This window comes from Aquimarina algiphila, assembly GCF_947494415.1.
GTDB lineage: Bacteria > Bacteroidota > Bacteroidia > Flavobacteriales > Flavobacteriaceae > Aquimarina > Aquimarina algiphila.
The window spans coordinates 80,924-99,906 of the sequence record NZ_CANLVC010000010.1; the positions used below are offsets into that span (position 1 = coordinate 80,924).

Here is an 18,983-nt window from a genome sequence, read left to right on the forward strand (position 1 = left end):
TTTTTATAAAGGAGAAACCTTTAGATCAAATATCTAAAGAATACAGATATAAAGGTTCTAAAATTAAATCAGAAGATGAAGCAATAGAAATGTTTCAGAATTATATAACCTATATAAAAACCACCAAAAAATATTTACTAAATAAAGATGTCGTTTTTAAAGTAGAACATTATGATGACAGCTCTATTAAGGATTTATGGCGGTTTGAAAAACAAGAAAGAAAAAATATTTTTGTAGTTAGTGTAGAAGATGAAATAGTTACCTATGTTCTATTGAAAAAAAATAAGATTTTTTCATTTTTGTATTTCCGTAAGGGAAGTGAAAGTACGGCATATTTTATACCGTATTATGTCAAGCAGGAATTCTAGTCCCTGCTTAAAGTTTATAATTTCGAAGCATTAATGATTATCTAGCTCCGCAAAGTCTCCCGACTTCGCGGAGTTTTATTTTTGATGTATACTACAAAGTCAGGAGACTTCGTCTGCCTGGGGTATCTTCTAGCTCTCTCAACTTTAACAAAAAAATCTTCGAAAAAAATGTACTCAGTTTCAAAAAATGAAACTGGTGTGCTTTATTATTGCAAAGAATATCAACTCTTTTTTATAACCTAAATAAATGAAAATAACCATCATAATAGCCAACTTGCTTATATTGGTTAGTTGTTCTAGTCAACCAGAAACACCCTTAATACCAGAAGAAGGAAGCATATCTTTTAAAAGAGATATTAAAATTATTGACCAAAAATTAGTCGATTCTACCTATAGCAGGAGTTTAAATAAGGTTCTAGAACATTCGAGAAACTCTTCAGTTGGTATAATTAAAGAAATAGCAGTAAGCAGGAGGTCTAAAAACCTAGGCATGCAAAAAATCATAGACATGCAAAACATGAGTAAAGATGCTTTTAAAAAAACGTGTCATCCTAATTTTATGGATAAAGACCTTGTGAATACCTTTTCCTTTGAATTAGGTTTAATCCTTTATGCTCATACTGCAAAAGGGAGTAAGTCAGAAAGCTGTGTTATAGACCCAGTAAATGAAACTATAACTCCCTTAATACGAGATAAAAAGAATAAAGTTATAAAATGTATGCCAACAAAATATAACTATCGTAATACTCATGATTTTTGTATAACCGAATATAGAAATGATACAAAAGTGATTCATGGATACAATTGTTTTAAGATACTATTAGAAATCAATAATCCCGTACCAATAGCCAAAGAGCTTCCGAGGGTTAAAGAAAAATACATAATGTATGTAACAGAAGAAATTATTTTTAAATACCACCCTATTATACGCTATAAAGAGGTTTTAGAAAAATATTACCCTCTAGAAGTTATTGAAACAAGTGACTTAATAGAAGGATATGAAAAAATATATACATTAACAGAAATGACATTAAAATAAAGATATGAAAAGCCTTTGATACCACTATAAATCCTCCAGTGGTGTCAAAAATTGAATGGGACAGGAAGTAGGAACATATAGAAAAACAGCTGTAGCACTACAGTTGCTTTTTTTCTTAAGACTTTATCTTTTGTTGAATATGTAAATTTGTAATACAGTATTAGATATACTACTTTTAAGAATAAATTTCGACTAAGATAAAGTCAACCCTTTTGTAATGGTAAAGAAAATCAATGCCGAAATCAATAAAGTATATTTTATTACAAAGTATACACTGATTCATATTCTTGAAGGAACCGGTAATATCCAGGTTGATTTTAAGAGTTATCAGGATTGGGAGGATAAAGCCATTTACCTGGAAAAAGGGCAGTATATCAAATTTATGTCAGACGATTTTGTAGTTCGATTTATTGATTTTCCTGATGAAATACTATTTAAATCCAAAGACGTACGAATTCTGTTTAAGCATCTTATTTCATTAGGGTATATCAATTTTAATGAATGTGAAGATTGTCAGTCTTTTCTAAATACTACTGTCTTTAATGATAAGATGAGTAATCTTATTGATGTTTCTACCGAGCAGTGGTATTGGCAAAACCCTTTTCAAGCCAATAAAGAAGAATACCAGGTTATATTTGATGTAAAAGATGTAATAGATGCAGAATTTGCAAATCAGATCAATACAAAATCTTTAATCGATTTTATGGTGAATACCCAATATGATGTTCAGCATTTGGTTAAAGATAAAATTGGAATTTCTATCCATAAACTAATACATAAAAAACAACTTACAGAAAGCAAAAAGGATATAGCATTTACAGATAAAAGTATTCAGGAAATTGCATACGATCAAGGGTTTAAAGATGCAGCATATTTTAATCGTTTTTTTAAGAACAAAGTAGGGCAAACCCCTAGGCAGTTCAGAGATAATTTTGATTACCAAAACAGAGATACTTTCTCACAGGATATTATAGCACTTATTCAGGAATTTCATAAAGAAGAACATGCTCTTGGGTTCTATGCCGAAGAAATGAATATTAGTGTAAAAACATTATCAAAAAAGGTAAAACAAAAAATGAATACTTCTCTGGGGCAATTAATTCGTTTACAGATCATTTCATCTGCAAAGATGATGTTAGAAGAAAATGAAAATGTAAAAGATGTAGCTTATGCTTTAGGTTTTGAAGAGGCTAATCATTTTTCTTCATTCTTCACTAACTATGTAGGCACTTCGCCTACAAAGTACAAAAAATAAAAAGTACAATTTATAGCGTGTTTTTTGTAGCCTCTGCGAGGCTAATCATTTTCATATTTGCAATGTAATTACAACACACAATTTGTTTAACTACTTAAAATATAAAAAATGAATATTAAAGAACAAGCAACCCAAATGGACAGCATAGTAACTCAAGGAGCTATCGTAGATGCTGTAAAGCAATTTTTTGCAGAAGAAGCAACAACTTCAGATTATAATGGATTGGCAACTACCAATAAGCAACAGATGGTTGAAAAAATGGAAGGTTTTGCCGGAGCAATTGCAGAAGTTAATGGTATTACACATCATCATACTATTGTAGATGGTAATGTATCTGCTTCAGAATTTACCTTTGACTTTAACATGAAAGACGAGAGTAAGATTTATTGGCATGAGATTATTCGCAGAGTTTGGAATAACGAAGGAAAGGTAATACAAGAAGAATATTTTAACGCACAATAAGGTCATATTTTGGTGTATTTGACCAACACAACGAATTTAAAATAATAATAAAATATAAAGAATAGTAATAATGAAAAACATAGTAAAAACAATAGTTGTCCTATTTGCTTTAGTAATAAGTACAACGCTATCTGCTCAGGATAACAAAGCAAATAATATTGATAATAGTAATATTGCTTTAGAAGGGTATAGTCCAGTGTCCTATTTGGATTTAAAAATTGCTCAAAAAGGAGTAAAACAACATAAATCTGAATATCAAAAAGTGGTGTATTATTTTACATCAGCAGAACAAAAAGCAACCTTTGATAAGAACCCTAAAAAATATATTCCTGAATATGGCGGTTTTTGTGCTTTTGGAGTATACGCTGGCGCAAAGTTTAGACCAGATCCAAATAAATTTATAGTAAAAGATGGAAAATACTTCCTGTACCTGTACAATTTAGAATTAGATGCTCAGCAATTATGGTTAGCAGAAAAAGATCATAACAAACTTGTTTCGACAGCAAATAAAAATTGGGAAAAACTTAGTAAAACACATAATTAAAAAAGACTAGTTTTAAGATTGATTTTTATGATGGCTAAAGCATATTGATTAATAATTTGTATTGATTGGTATGCTTTAGTTTTTTATTTTAGAAGGATGAAAGAATTATTACAAGAAATATCGAGATGTACCGTATGTTCTGAGCATTTAGAACTGGGGCCGAGACCTATAGTATCGGGAACAATAGAGAGTAAGGTTGTAATTATTGGTCAGGCACCCGGAACAGTAGTACATAGAACAGGTATTCCTTGGGATGATAAAAGTGGAGATAATTTGAGGAGTTGGATGGGAGTAGATAATGATACATTTCATAATGCTACAAAAGTAGGATTAGTACCTATGGGGTTTTGTTATCCAGGAAAAGGTAAGTCGGGAGATTTACCCCCGAGGAAAGAATGTGCTCCATTATGGCATAATCAACTACTGAAGCAAATGAAAAATGTAGAACTCACGATATTAGTAGGTAAATATGCTCAGGATTATTACCTAAAAGAAAAATCAAAACGAACATTAACAGAAACTGTTCATAGTTTTGAAAGCTACCTCCCCAAATATTTTGTTTTGCCACACCCTTCCCCAAGAAATAATATCTGGCAAGCTAAGAATGAATGGTTTGGGAAAGAGGTATTGCCTCGGTTAAAAGAAGAAATTAATCGTTTGGGACTGACTTCATAAAGCAGCAAATAGACTAAATGTGATAACATTTTATCTATTCGTTGTATTGCTTATGAATGGTTCAATATAAATTTGCAAATATCTCTATAGATTTTTAAGCGTAGTATGCTTTGAAATTATACTTATTGCAAAATTATGATCATGAATCTAAAACCCTTTCTTTATATAATACTTACAAGTGTTTTGCTACTCGCATGTAATTCTAGCGAATCAGAATTTACCAGAAGTATAGAAGACTTCAATTTTGATTGGAAATTTCATTTAGGAGATGTTAAAAACGGACAAAGTATAACCTTAACAGATACCAATTGGGAAGAGATTCGATTGCCACATGATTGGAGTGTTACACAAGAATTTTCTCAAGAAAAGACAGCAGGTGCAACAGGATTTCTGCCAGGAGGCATAGGTTGGTATCGTAAAATTTTCACAGTGCCTTCAAGCACAAAACATAAGCTCACTTGGATCGAGTTTGATGGCGTGTATTCTAACTCAGAAGTATGGATTAATGGACACTATTTGGGAAAACATCCTTATGGATATACACCTTTTACCTATGAATTGACGAAATATTTAAACTATGATCAACCCAATCAGATTGCTGTAAAGGTAGACCGTTCTGCTTATATAGACAGTCGATGGTACCCAGGTTCAGGGATTTATCGTAATGTAAAATTAGTAACCAAAAGTAAAGTACATATACCACAATGGGGAGTTTTTGTTAGTACTCCCAAAGTTTCAGAAAAGAAAGCGACTGTAGCGATTACATCAACAATAGCAAATCAATCTTCAGAAAAACAAAAAGCCATTGTCCGTACTGTAATCTATAATCAGGATATTAAAATAACTAGTATTCAAAATAAAATAGATATTGAACCGAATGCATCAGTACCACAATTACAAGAAATTACTATTCAAAATCCAAATATCTGGGATATAGAAACTCCAAATATGTATAGACTTGTTTCTGAAGTTATCGTTAATGATGTTGTTGTAGATAGATCTGAAACTCCTTTTGGAATTCGTTCTATTGCTTTTGATAAAGACAAAGGGTTTTTCTTAAATGGAAAAAATACTTTGATCAAAGGTGTTTGTCTGCATCATGATGGAGGTTTGGTAGGAAGTGCGGTGCCCAAAGGTGTTTGGAAACGTAGATTGAAAGCGTTAAAAGAAGCTGGGTGTAATGCAATTCGAACTGCCCATAATCCTCCATCAGAAGAATTCTTGGATTTATGTGATCAAATGGGGTTTCTGGTACAAGATGAAGCTTTTGATGAATGGAATAATCCAAAAGATAAAAGACATAATTATAATCAAAAAGAAGCCAGCCCATTGACAAAAGGGTATACTGAGCATTTTACCGAGTGGTCTGCTCGGGATATAAAAAGTATGGTATTACGGGATCGCAATCACCCATCTATTATCATGTGGAGCATCGGTAATGAAATCGAATGGACGTATCCCAGATATATGAGCGCAACAGGATATTGGGGTAAAAACCGAGTAGGTGATGTAAGTTATTATTGGGATGAACCTCCTTTATCAATAGATCAAATAAAAGAAAATTTTAATACCGAAGGACAAGGGAAATTTAATTTAGCTAATACAGCAAAACAACTATCAAAATGGGTTAAAGAAGAAGATACTACTCGTTTTGTTACTGCAAATATTACCATACCCTCAGTAAGTAATTTTTCTGGTTACGCAGATGCTTTGGATGTTGTTGGTTTAAGCTATCGTCAATCGGTATATGACTATGTACATCGCAATTATCCTGAAAAAACGTTTTTAGGAACAGAAAATTGGGCAAAGTATCATGAATGGAAACAAGTACTGGACAAGGAGTTTATAGCAGGAATGTTTTTGTGGACTGGAATTAATTATATGGGCGAATCGAGAGCATGGCCAATTAGAGGTTCCAGCAGTGGATTGTTGGATTTTGCAGGATTTAAAAAACCAGCATTTCATATGTTTAAAACTTTATGGTCAGATGAGCCACATATATATATTACAACACAGTTGATAGATCAATCACCTTATGTATGGGATGCATCTAAACAACAATTAGTCGAAAAAGAGTCAAATTGGGCAGCTCATCAAAAATGGGGGTGGCATAATGTAAATGAACATTGGAACTATAAAAAAGAGCAAGAAATTGCAGTAGAAGTGTATACTAATCAACCCCAAGTGACATTATTTTTAGATGGAAAATCATTGGGGACTCAAAAATCGGAAGATCAAAATGATCATATTTTAAAATGGCTAGTCCCTTATTCAGATGGTAAATTAACAGCAAAAGCTTTAGGAGGTTCGGTTGAATCATCAATACAAACTGCTGCAAAATTTGAGCAAGTAGCAATACATACAGATAAACAATACTTATCCACAGATGGGTATGATGTAGCCCATGTTACTATACAGTTGGAAGATATAAACGGAAACCCAATACATAATAATGATAGAGAAGTAGTATTTCATATAGAAGGAGATACAAGAGTGTTAGGAGTTGATAATGGTGGTAGAGAAGTAATAGAAAAATATCAGACCAACCATGTGCGAACATTAAAAGGAAAAGCATTATTAATACTACAATCCAATACAAGAGCATCTACGATAAAAATAAAAGCGACTTGCGATACTATAGAAAGTAATACTATTGAGATAGAGGTTAAAAGAAGTCAATAGATAAGATACTATGCCAGAAAATGTGTAGCTAAAAATACAAGTAATTTGTTTGTCAACTACATTTTTTCCCCATTTTCATAAACCTCTTCAAGTATAACTTTTTCACTTGTAGATTTATATTCAATATGTTTTCCATGTTTCATGAGCTTACCTCCAACCGTTTTAAATTCTTCATATTTGGTAATCGTATTTTTTTCTCCCTTAAATATGGATTTTTCGGTTAAGTTTCCGTCCCAATAACTATAGGTTAGAATATGATTATTAATACTATCAAAAATTTTGATATAACGCTTTATGTCATTCTTAAAATAAAATCTGTTTAAAGTTTTGTTTTGTTCTTTACCAAATCTAAGAGTTTGATATTGTATCCCATTTTTCATTCCATCTTTATAATAAGTATATGCAAGAAGTAGTTTGCTTGTTTTGTCATACCATATATGGACTTTATCCTTGTATGCTTCTTCATGCAAATCAATAGGTAAATTATAACTAGGTTCACCTTGGACTTCTCCTTGATAAGTCACCTCATAAGCTACGGCTTCTTTCTTGTTTTTTGCGATATCAAAAAAGCTGCTTTTTTTGGTATTTATTTTACCATCTTCATAGTATATTTCATTTGCCAGAGTGCCATTTTCAAAATAATATTTTGTATTTCCATTGAGGTTGTTGATGTCGGTACGTTCTTCCATCACGCTACCGTGTCTGTAGTAAAAAATCGCAGATCCGTTTTTCTTGCCATTTACGTAATCTATTTTATTTTGTATACTGCCATTCAAATAATAAGAACTCCATACTCCTTCCTTTTTATTATTAACATATTTACCTTCATCTAGTATTTTTAAACCACTTATTCTAGAAGGACCATCTAAAGTACCTTCTTTATATGTTAAAAAGTATTCATAATAAGGATCTTGTATTCTGTTCTCTAAAATCCATTCCCCCTCTAGCTTACCTTTAACAAAATTTCCTGTAGCATAATTGATTGACTTTTTTAAAGGAAAACCAAAAAAATCATCAATTCCTGACAATTGAATAAAATATAACCCATTGAGTAGGTGTCCCCTGTAACTTATAAGATTATCTTGTTTATTAAAATCCAAGTCTCTAATATTTCTAAAGATAGAATTTTCGGGACCTTTATAAAAATAATTAAACTTCGTAGGAATAGTATCTGATGCTGAGTCAAATATATTTTCTTCTATAGTTTTATCGTCAAAAGAGTATCTATATTTTTGATTAATAAAAGCATAGAAATCAACATTGTCTTTTATTGTGGAATTAAAAAACTTTACTTGCGGGGTTCCTTCATCAGCATTTAATATCCATCTATTACCTGTAGAAATATTGTTATTTATTTCACAATCAATAAAAGTAATATAACCCTCATCTCTGTTATCAAAGAAGTCACCTGCCACTTTATTATTTATAAATGATACATTTTTAAACTCAACTTCTGCTAAGGAGGACATTTCTTCTGAAAAAGTATTTAAAGCAGAGAAAATAACGTTATCTGTGACCAAACAATTAGAAACAGATAAAGAGGAACCTATTTTATTTGATTCAATATAGAATATCTCTTCAAGATTATTATTATAAAACTCAGATTTAGTTACCTCTATGTCAGATCCATTTTTTGAATAGATTGCAGATCTGGCATTTTTATAAAATTCGCAATTAGTAAAACTAAATTGTTCGCTATCAATAATACGAGCTCCAATTGCACCAGTTCCGTTAAAATGAACATTTTGAAAGAAAAAGCTCAAACAATCTATAAATACTGTTACAGAGCCACTACATGCTGAGTTATCAAAAGGCTTATGGTAAAAATTGAGATTATCTAACAATATATTTCCGCAATTATTAAACTTAATAACATCAAGAGCACTTGTATTCACTATAAAATCTATTGATTTATCCTTGCCTCGAATTTCTAAATTGTAATAATTAAATAAACTTAGTGAAGCATTCCCTTCGTAATCCTGAGAAAAATAATAAGTTTCATCTTGGTAAGAAGGTTCTTCATCATCATCAAAACTGGTTATCAAATATTTTGGTACTTTTTCTTTATGAGTTCGAAAATATTTTTCAAAATTCAAACTTTGTGCATCTACTATAATTACTCTTTGAGAAGATAATGCGTCTAGAAATTCTTGTTCATTATAGACTACCACAGTATCTCTAGTTATCAAAGAATACTCATCCTCTTTTTTAAAAAAGTTGTAATCCAAAAAATCGTCAAAAACATAGCCTGAGATTGTATTATTTGTAACAGAAGTGTAATTAACCTTAACCCATTGGCCATAAGCTTTTTTATTTTTCCCAAGCTGAATTTGATCAAAAAAATTAGTAAAAGAAATGATCTTCAATTTTGTTTTATAAGGTAAAAAAGTAATCCGTTCAGCATTGATATTAGGTTCTTTTCTGAGTACCAAACCATCATCAGAATTCACTGTAACATCAAAAAGATATGAATTCTCAGGTATTTCTTCTGGAGATTTTTTTAGATCTAGTTTTTGTGTGCTTGTATCCTCACTGGTGGTTTCGGTTTTACAAGAAATGATAATACCAGAAAATATAACTAATAATAAAACTTTTTTATATATTTTGATAGTATTTGACATCAAAGAGGGTGTTTTATTAAGGAGTAATGTGATTGTTTATATAGATAGTAGTGGTAGGGATGTCTTCTTTGTAATAACCAGTTAATAAAACATCTTGATCTCCATCACCATCAATATCTGCCACATTGATAGAGTGCTGTGAATAAAAATCGAGTGCTGCTTTTTTGTAGAGTGTAAAATATCCTTTTCCGTCATTTAAGTAGATATCGGTTCCTTCGTTTGAATCATAATCTTCGTCAAAAATTCTGTTTCCTGTAATAATCAGATCTTTATCATTGTCATTATCGATATCTGCAAAAACGAGATTACCCATATTGTAACCTATAACTTCGGTATCAGTCTCTTTAAAGTTTCCTTTTCCGTCATTTATATAAAACAAGGATTTCATTTTCGTGGTATTTTCGTCTGGCATATATGCCCCCGAAATAAATAAATCCTTATCCCCATCGTTATCAATATCTTCTGCTTTTAGTATACCTTGGGTAGCTGGAAAAAAATTATGTTTTTTGGATATAAATTGCCCAGAACGATTTTCATAAACAATGGTCCTTGGGTTAATTTCATCAACTGTTCCCTGAATAACAATGTCATCATCCAGATCTTTATCCATATCAAAAACAGCAACTATAGGATCATATAATTTTTCAAGATTAATATTTTTTTCTAAAATAAGTTCAGAATTTTGATTAGTAAATATTTCAGAAAAATTATTAGCTATTACCAGTAAATCTTTATGAGTATCCCGATTAAAATTACAAAATTTTACTGTTCCCCAATAGATTTTGTTAAGTTCGAAATGAGAATCTTCTTTAAAAACTCCATTGTTATTGATATAAAGTTTAACTGCATTTGTTTCTTCTATATTTAACCTTTTATTCTCAAGCTGTTGACCAGTAAGTATAATGTCAAAATCATTATCATTATCAATATCGGCTACGTCAATTCCCCCATATTCCACCCCACTAAACACAGATCTTTTATCATGAGTATAATTACCAGTCCCGTCATTAATGTAAAGTCTGGTAACCGTTTTTAAATTTTCAGGACTATTCGTATAACCGGATATAATCAAATCTTGATCACCGTCTTTATCTACATCAAAAAACGCATTGGCCGAATCTCCTACTGGAATTAATTCAGTTTTTTTCTTAGTAAAAGCCGAAACAGAATCTATATCAGGATTCTTCTTTTTAAATATTACTTCATTATTGGCTGTAATAGTAATAGAGTTATTTGTTTTATTTTGTTGTTGACCCTGACAAGATGATACTATGAGTAACACCAAGAATATATTTTTAAAACTCATGATTTAATTTAAAGTTATTATATAGTTCCTTCCTGTATATACTAGATGTTTAGTATTAAATTGTAATAATGGTAAAAATGATTTGAGATACACAGTTTATTAGCAAATTACGATAAAATATTGAAATTTTTACGAGAAATATCATGAGAAACCTATTACTATTATCAGCAGTTTACTACTAAAATTGATTAATCTTGCTGCGTTTTTACATATAAAGTAAGTAACTACATTAGTAAAATATGAAAGAGAAGGTTTAATAGAGATTTATCGATCACTTAGAAAGAAAAAATTTTAAACCACTTTAAAGATAATAACGTGATTTCAGGACGGGACAAAATCATAAATTAAAAAACCCCGAACAATTTGTTCGGGGTTTTAAGGAGGCATCTTTAGGAATACAATCGAGCTTTTTGACACAAGATCATGGGTTAATTATCAGATATTTAAGAGGTTATTAAAAAACTCTGTTCTGCAAGATTAAGCAGTGTATTCATAATTGTTTCCCTCTTCTTACGCTTCTTGAGCTCTGATGATAACCATCATCTAAATTAACTTCCTTGAGTTTGATGGCCCCAGGTTCTTGCATTTTATCAATTATAATGGATAAATCTTCACTTTCTAAAATCTCTTTGATCTCATCAAATTCATCACACCAAATTTCTTCTTGATTTTTATCAAGATTCGGCGTTCTTTCATTTTTTCTGTTCTCATCTGCAACAATACGTGCTTGTATGCGACTTAGATTTTTGGGGCTCATAAATTCTACTCCATAAAGAGAATTTTTTGCTTTTTTTACCACTAAACGACCATTTTCTACCCAAGCGGTTTCCATAGAATCATTAACTTCATAACCAGCACTTTTTAATGCTTTTTTAATAGCTACCCGTCTTGTTTCGACAATAATTTTCTGTGATTCTTCTTCATACAAATGGGTTGCTCTTTCTAATGCCTCCTGTAACTTAACAAGATTATCTGATTTGAGTAATTCTTTCCATTTTTTAATAAATTTAATTTCTAATGCTAATGTCTCCAATTGTGCAATGGCATTTTTTAGAGCTTCTTTTATATCGTTTAGCTCCAACTGCGTTTTAGTAAACGCAGCTGCTTCTATAATGAGCGAATCTATTAAAAGAGGATAATTAACATCTTTGTCATTAAGAGCATTGCATCGCTGTATAAACTCTTGTGTTTTATCTTGAGAAAATCCCTGCACATACATTTCCTTTAAAGTGTTTTCTAGTTTTTTAAGCCTGGATAAAACTTTTGGGAGATTTGAACCCCATTCTTTAACAGAAAGTAAACTATTTCCAGCAGATAGCCGTTTTTGTATCTCTATTTGCTCATCAGTTAATTTTTGTTCATTAAAAGCAACGTCCTTTAAGGTTTTATACAAGCCATCTATTTTTTGACTGTATTGTTCTATTTCTGCTTCCGAAATTACCAAAGGTTCTTTAAAATCTTCAAATTCAATTTTCTTTTTTTGTAATAGAAATCTTAATTCATTATGCGTGCTCTTCAGGTTTTTATAAGTTTCCCATTTAGAAGCTCTTTGTTTAACAACTTTTTGGACTAGGTTCTTCTTTTCCTTTTCTAGGTATTGTATTTGACCGGGTACTTCACGCTCTATTTTTGAGTAATCGTCCTCTGAAATGCTTTGATAATGTTGTAATGTTTCTTCTAGAGACATGCTTAAGTCTTCATCCAAAACACCATGTTTTAAAGCATATTCTTTAATATCTTCAATTTTACTTCTTAGGCTAGTAAGCCATTTTTGTTTTATTATTCTCCTCTCTTCGGGCGTAACTATTCTTACTACTTTTGGACCACTCATTTATATTGAATTTAGGGCATTTTTTATAGCTTCTTCCAATCTCTTTTTTTCACCTTCTGTATCTTGAAACCATCGGTATGATGTTGTTCTATGTATAACAGGGATTGATTTTTTGAGAACTTGTGGGCGCCACAATTCTCTATATCGGGCATTTTTTAACAACTCATTATTTGGCGCGTCACACTCAATACCAATAACAAATCTGCCACTTTCCTGATCCTGTATAGCCAAGTCTACATAGAAAACATTGTAATCACTATTTTCTACAGTATCATAACCCAAGCCTTTGATGTAATTTTTAACTGTATTTTTGAATCCATCATTTTTAAGGACGATGTCTTCATAGCTATTAGCTAACGAAAGTTTACGGATACTCTTATTTGCAACCTGAATCTGGGTATTAGAATGGGTTTCGGCAAAGTTCAAATAGGCCTGTATGTAATCTCTTGGTTTGGAAGGTGATCTTCCTATAGATAGCATATCCGAAATATCATTAATGGGCATTGAAGTCGCAATAATTACTTTATATCGAGCTCTGGTAATCGCTACATTTAGCCGTCTTTCACCTCCACGATGTCCCAGGGCACCAAAGTTTCGACGAAAAACACCATGCTTATTATGCCCAAATGTAGTGCTAAACAAAATCATATCTCGCTCATCGCCCTGCACATTTTCTACATTTTTTATAAAGAATCCCATGTCCTCTCCTTCTTGCTGCTTATTTCGCTCTTGTAGTAACCTTGCCATGAAATCTTGATCGTTTAGTGCCTTTTCTTCAATTTTTCCTTCAATAAGTTCAGATTGCTTTTTGTTGAAAGTAACAATACCAGTGCTTAATCTTTTGTTTTCTGGTAATTGCCAATGATCAGACAAGTATTGGATTAAAGCGTCTGCTTCATCACTATTTGTTTGTTCATTATAAATACCATCTACCCGAATTACTTCCAAGGGTTTAATTTTTTCTATTTCATCTATAGGATGATACGCCGGAACATGTAATTGCCCACTATAAAAAGCATGATTAGAAAAATTAATCAACGCTTTATACTGTGAACGATAGTGGATTTGGAGTGTAGTTGTTGGCAATACCGTCTTAGCTAAGGTTAATAGGTCTGGGCAATCTTTTACTTCCTTTTTATTCCATGCGTCTTCATAACTAGCCAATTCTTCTTCAGAATTATCTTCACTTAATTCAACATTAATTATATCGTCATCATCGTCCGTGGCTATTTTATGAGCAAAGAAGCCAGCTGGAGGCATCTGTTTTTCATCACCGCTTATGATTGCTCTTTTGGCTCGATACAAGGATGGAATAGCATGTTCTATTAGCATTTGAGAGGCTTCATCAAAAATAACCACGTCAAACATACCTGCTTGTAACGGTAGCGATTGAGAAACAACCTCTGGGCTCATAAGCCATATAGGGCGCACATCCATTAACCCTATTTCCTCTCCTAAATGGATGAATTCTCTAAGTTTTTTATAATTCTTTCCTCGTAGCTTGGTAATAGAATTCCATTGGAGCTTCGTACCTATTTTTTCGAAATCGTAATTGAGATTTAGTAGTTTTTTATTTTGTTCTTTAACATTTGATAAAAACTTATCTAATGACTTAACACCTTGTTCTATGTCGCTTTCTGCCATGAGCAGAGCAGGTGATCGCTTTTCTATGCGTTGTTTCCAACCCAATAATCCTTCACGTCTAATAGTTTTCCTGATAAGTTGACTTCTGCTATCAGAAGGGAAATCCTGAATTTGCTGGTCATATTTTCTAAATAGTGCTAATAGCTTTAAGGTATTGTCAAAGTTTTTTTTGTCCCCTAATCTTATCCTAAATTTTTGATACGGAATAAAATAAGCCATATCAGCTTGCATTTTTTCCAGAATTGATACATCAACATCATTATTTTTAATACGTTCTTCGAATTGTTTATAACTGGTAGGTTCTAACCATTGTGCTAGCGGATTTAACTTTTTATAGGATTCTTTTCTAATTTGATATCGCGAGTTAGAATCTCTTAAATGCTGAATAAATACCTTGTATTCTTTCTTGTCTCCTGTCCTTAATAAGTTTCGAGCTTCGTTTTTAAGAGGACAGCTTTTTAGAGCTTGGGCCAAAGCGATGGTTTGCAATAATTCACTTAATTTACTACCTATTTTTACTGCAAGCAATTTATCTTCGAGAATTGGCTCAAACCCAACATTTAGTTTTTTCATTTGTGTCTGATATTGCCCTTGATAATCTCGAAAAGTTACTTCGTTAACAGATGCTATTTTTAATTGCTTTACGTGTTCATCTTTTAATTGAAGTTGGTGTATACTCAATATTTTTTTTAACCTGAAATTGTGTATCCATGATAATGGATTAAGTATCTTGAATTTTGATTTTCTCAAATAAGAATCACAACCTCTGATGGTTTTGTCTAACTGTTTGTCCAAAGCTTGTTTTAACCATTCTGTGAATTGCTCGTTTCTTTGATCGGCAATCAGTTTTTGTACAGATATTAAAAGTTTACTTAGAGCACTTGATATATCTTCTGCTGTTGATTTTTCATTGAATTCATCATAAATTAAATCAAACCAGTTTTTAGCATTTTCGGCTTCTACATTGTTTATTTTTAGAAGTTTGTCTTCATTTTCTCTTAGCCATGATTCGTAAAATTGTGCCTCTGCATTATCATAAATTCCAGAGGTTTGTTTTATACAAGCTACTCTTTTCTCTTCAACTTCATAAAAGTTTTTTAAACCTGTATAGATAGTACTTTGAGTAGCCTCATCATATTGTGTTATTTGAAGGTTAATCAAGCTATTTTCTTCATATTTTGAAGGTATCCAATCATTTATTAATCCACTAATTTGTTCTTCTAGAACATTCAACTCATTGACTGTATTGTTTTCTAGGTGATTTCTAACTTCTGGGACATCAATATAATTTTTTGATTGAATTTCAATGAGCTCGGATAATATGTTGCGATAACTTATCCCTGAAATATCATCTAACTTATGTATTTGTTGTGATAAAACATTCAGTTCAGCTTCTATTCTGTCTATTTGTTGAGTTAGATTAGCCCTTTGGCGTTTAATTTCTTCAAAAGAATTTTGATGTTTGGTTTTATTGAGATGATGAGATACTTGTTCTCTAATACTCTGAATAATAGGTTGCCTATCTTTTGTGATATCTGTTATGGTCAGTGCCCTATTTTCTATTTCTGCAGCTTCGAGTCGTTTCATTATCACCTGAATAGCTGCTCTTTTTTGGGATACCACCAATACCTTCTCTTTTCTACCTATACAATCAGAAATGATATTTACAATCGTTTGACTTTTACCAGTTCCTGGTGGGCCTTCTATAACAATGCCTGGATTTGAGCGACTTTGCATGACTGCTTTTTCCTGTGAAGGGTCTACAGGGACCACGGTGTATCGATCGCTTTCTGAAATAATCGGATCATAAGCCGGAATTTCTGGCGTAGTTATTTTCAAAATAGGCTCCATTGCAATATCCGTATGCGGTAGCTTCTGAAGCAAACGAAGGTCTTCACTGATGGCTTGTCCAGTGAAATTTGCATTAAAGAATACAGCAGAACAATACAGTTGTAGTCCCACTTGTTTTAGTTTGTAAGTAACTTCTGGGTGTGAAGTAAGTTGTATGCTGTTAGATTGAATATAAGAACCAAATGCGTCAATTACCTCTGAGATACTTAGTGTTTGTCTGCCAAGAATTTCTTGGTAGATTTCTTTTATTCTTTTGTATTGATCTTCCTCTAATGAGCTCGAAAGTGCTGGATTTAACCTAACTTCTTCACGAATTTTATCGAAGCCCACTTCGAGTGTTGGGGCAGCTCTGTTTTTTAACTCTAAGGCCACAGGCCATAGAAGAATGGGAAGTACGCGTGGTCTATGAGTTGTTTTTACTTGACTAATTAAAAATGGAAACCCCATATATAAGGACTCTAAACCCGTATCTCTTTTATAATTGGCCGCTTTTAGAAGCATACGCCTTGTTCTATAGTGTAAGAGTGGGTTTTTACTAAAACTCATCGGATCAACCGTTTCTGTGCCAGAAGACCTATTGAGAATACTATTCATTAACTTTTCTGAAGATTTTAATGAAGTACCTAATTCATTGATGTCTATACGAGCAGAATTTTTAGAGATGATCAGTCTTACCAAAGGCCCTCTGGAAGATGCATATATTATTTTCTTTTCGAAAAAGCGTAATAAACTAGAAGCGTACTCATGCTTTGGAGGTGTTATCCATTCGCTTTTTGGAATTGATAGGCACAATACAGATTGTAATAAAGAAAGTCTCTTTTGTATTCTAAATCGATCCGCCCAGCGGTTCAATGATTCATTATTACTCTTAGAGAAACCTTCTAGATGATTGTTTAACAATTCATAAATCTCTATTCTAGGTTTTACTAGTATATCTCTGTAAAATGATACATCTGGATCGATACCAATTTTTTCGGCTAAATCTATACAGTCTTTAACAAGTTGATCTATAGGAACAAATTGTTGATGCTCTGCACTTACCATGAGGATTAAATCTTCTTCACTTAATCTAATATCTCCCATTAGATCAGACAAAGCAATATTCTTTGCGTCGGGATAAATTTGACGGAGTAAATCCATTTCAGATTTCAACCTTACTTTTGAAGTGCTAAGAGTATTTATTTTAAACTTATCCTTGTCAATATCAATTTCAAGACTTTTTGCTTTCTGTACTACATTTTGTCTTCTTCTTTTTAAATGAACCAACCATTTTTCGCGATTGATGTTGTCTAGATAATCAGGGATTTCTCCTTCTATCAATTGTGATGCAATAATAGGATTGCTAAGCAACCAAGCAGGGATGATGATTTGACCTCTCCAAGTTAATGGTAAAGCGTCATTTAAATGCATCAATGCCAATGAAAACCGCCATTCTAAATCAATATCTTCTTTAGAACGAAGGTTTCTTATAGAAGAACATATGATATCTTCTCCTTGTATCTCTTTTACCCAATTTGAAATTTTTCCAGAGGTAAATAACTCTAACCCTTCTTTCCAGTTTTTTTCTTCAGCTGCAGCGAGGGCAAAATAACTTAGATTGACGTAGGTCTCGTCGCCAAGTATAATTTTTTTCTCTTTCTCTTGTTTTAAGCTTGTTGAAGACTCTATTGGGGGAGCTACATATTCTTTTTTCAACCATTTATCGACCTCTTCCCAATGCCAACGTTTTAAAGGGTCTCTGCATAAAAGTCCTTTAAGTAATAACAATAATCTTTCATCTATATTAGTTGGTAACTCAACACCTCTAGTTACCAGATGAATCATAAAGGCTTTATCATTGATATTTTCAAAAAATGCTCCTTTGGTAATCTGTTCTAAAACAATCATTCCCAAACTCCACCAGTCTGAAGCAGGGCTTATACCACCAATAATAGCTTCTGGAGCAGTATATCTTGTGAGTTCTAAGGGGGTATCGGTATCTAAATCATAATCTGACAAACGAGCAGAGCTAAAATCAATAATTACTAGGTCAAAACACTCTTGATTTCGGATAAGTATATTCTGCGGACTTAGGTCTCGGTGTCGCATCCCAACTTCAGAAAAATCTCGAAGAGCTCTTCCTATTTCGTCAACCAATTTCTCTATTTGATTTTCATCAACATAATCAAGGGTGTCTAAAGCACCTCCTTTTATTTGTTCGGTAACTTCAAAAAAGCGATTATCCCAATACCCAGTTTCAATCAATGCTGCTACATGATCAATGTCAGCCTTTTGCAAAACATTATAGATAGCTTTATCTGGTTCATAATTTTCATGGTACAAGGTTAAAAAACAAATCTCTTCCTTGTCATTCTTAACTAAAAAACATTCTTTGGTTGCTTGTGTGGTCTTTACAATTTCTATTACTGTATACTCACCTATAGATTGTATTATTTCTTCTTCTGGAGCAATGGCAGTTTCTTGGATATCTGCTCCGCATTCCATACACATAAAATCTTGCTCTCCTACTTCATGTCCGTTTTCGCAATATCGCGTTTTTTGCTCTGGAGGTGTTTTCTGAATTTCTACGCTTCCACCAATAGGTGTTTGTTTAACATTCATCAATAACCAACTACATGTAACGCTTTCAATAGTATTTTGACAATACATCTCGTTAACCGGTCTTTCACTATTGCATGCTGGGCAAAGTCTTATATACTCCATTT

At 32.2% G+C, this 18,983-nt stretch carries 11 protein-coding genes; 7 read left to right on the top strand and 4 right to left on the bottom strand.

Features of this window, described 5'->3' with window-relative positions; genetic code table 11:
• The first annotated feature begins 89 nt into the window (after positions 1 to 89).
• The 7 genes from PQF96_RS23900 to PQF96_RS23930 all read left to right on the top strand — a co-directional run bounded on the left by PQF96_RS23900 (position 90) and on the right by PQF96_RS23930 (position 7,025).
• Entirely contained in the window at positions 90 to 368 is a 279-nt protein-coding gene (locus tag PQF96_RS23900; protein WP_271769005.1) for a hypothetical protein, read from the top strand.
• Positions 369 to 615: 247 nt separating this feature from the next.
• Positions 616 to 1,407 carry a hypothetical protein gene (locus PQF96_RS23905; RefSeq protein WP_271769008.1) on the top strand — a complete coding sequence of 264 codons (792 nt, stop codon included), beginning with the start codon at positions 616 to 618 and terminating at the stop codon, positions 1,405 to 1,407.
• Between the two features lie 217 nt (positions 1,408 to 1,624).
• Positions 1,625 to 2,662 (top strand): helix-turn-helix domain-containing protein, encoded by a 1,038-nt coding sequence (locus PQF96_RS23910; protein WP_109434144.1) that lies wholly within the window; start codon positions 1,625 to 1,627, stop codon positions 2,660 to 2,662.
• Positions 2,663 to 2,770: 108 nt separating this feature from the next.
• A complete protein-coding gene (locus tag PQF96_RS23915) occupies positions 2,771 to 3,124 on the top strand; it encodes a hypothetical protein (protein WP_271769014.1) in 354 nt (117 codons plus the stop codon).
• A 70-nt stretch (positions 3,125 to 3,194) separates the two neighbouring features.
• Positions 3,195 to 3,668, top strand: coding sequence for a YHS domain-containing (seleno)protein (locus PQF96_RS23920; RefSeq protein ID WP_109434142.1), 474 nt, complete (start codon positions 3,195 to 3,197; stop codon positions 3,666 to 3,668).
• Between the two features lie 96 nt (positions 3,669 to 3,764).
• Positions 3,765 to 4,343, top strand: coding sequence for a uracil-DNA glycosylase family protein (locus tag PQF96_RS23925; RefSeq protein ID WP_271769016.1), 579 nt, complete (start codon positions 3,765 to 3,767; stop codon positions 4,341 to 4,343).
• A gap of 141 nt (positions 4,344 to 4,484) precedes the next feature.
• Positions 4,485 to 7,025: a glycoside hydrolase family 2 TIM barrel-domain containing protein gene (locus PQF96_RS23930; RefSeq protein ID WP_271769019.1), complete on the top strand. Its 2,541-nt coding sequence runs from the start codon at positions 4,485 to 4,487 to the stop codon at positions 7,023 to 7,025.
• A 56-nt stretch (positions 7,026 to 7,081) separates the two neighbouring features.
• Here the strand turns inward: PQF96_RS23930 and PQF96_RS23935 are convergent, their stop codons facing one another.
• From PQF96_RS23935 to PQF96_RS23950, 4 genes are all read right to left on the bottom strand, one after another.
• Positions 7,082 to 9,646 carry a right-handed parallel beta-helix repeat-containing protein gene (locus PQF96_RS23935; RefSeq protein WP_271769022.1) on the bottom strand — a complete coding sequence of 855 codons (2,565 nt, stop codon included), beginning with the start codon at positions 9,644 to 9,646 and terminating at the stop codon, positions 7,082 to 7,084.
• A gap of 16 nt (positions 9,647 to 9,662) precedes the next feature.
• Complete coding sequence (locus tag PQF96_RS23940) at positions 9,663 to 10,952, bottom strand: FG-GAP repeat domain-containing protein (protein ID WP_271769024.1); 1,290 nt, start codon at positions 10,950 to 10,952, stop codon at positions 9,663 to 9,665.
• Between the two features lie 490 nt (positions 10,953 to 11,442).
• Positions 11,443 to 12,783, bottom strand: a complete 1,341-nt coding sequence (locus PQF96_RS23945; protein WP_109434139.1) for a coiled-coil domain-containing protein — start codon at positions 12,781 to 12,783, stop codon at positions 11,443 to 11,445.
• Entirely contained in the window at positions 12,784 to 18,981 is a 6,198-nt protein-coding gene (locus PQF96_RS23950) for a protein kinase domain-containing protein (RefSeq protein WP_271769027.1), read from the bottom strand.
• Between the last annotated feature and the right edge of the window lie 2 nt (positions 18,982 to 18,983).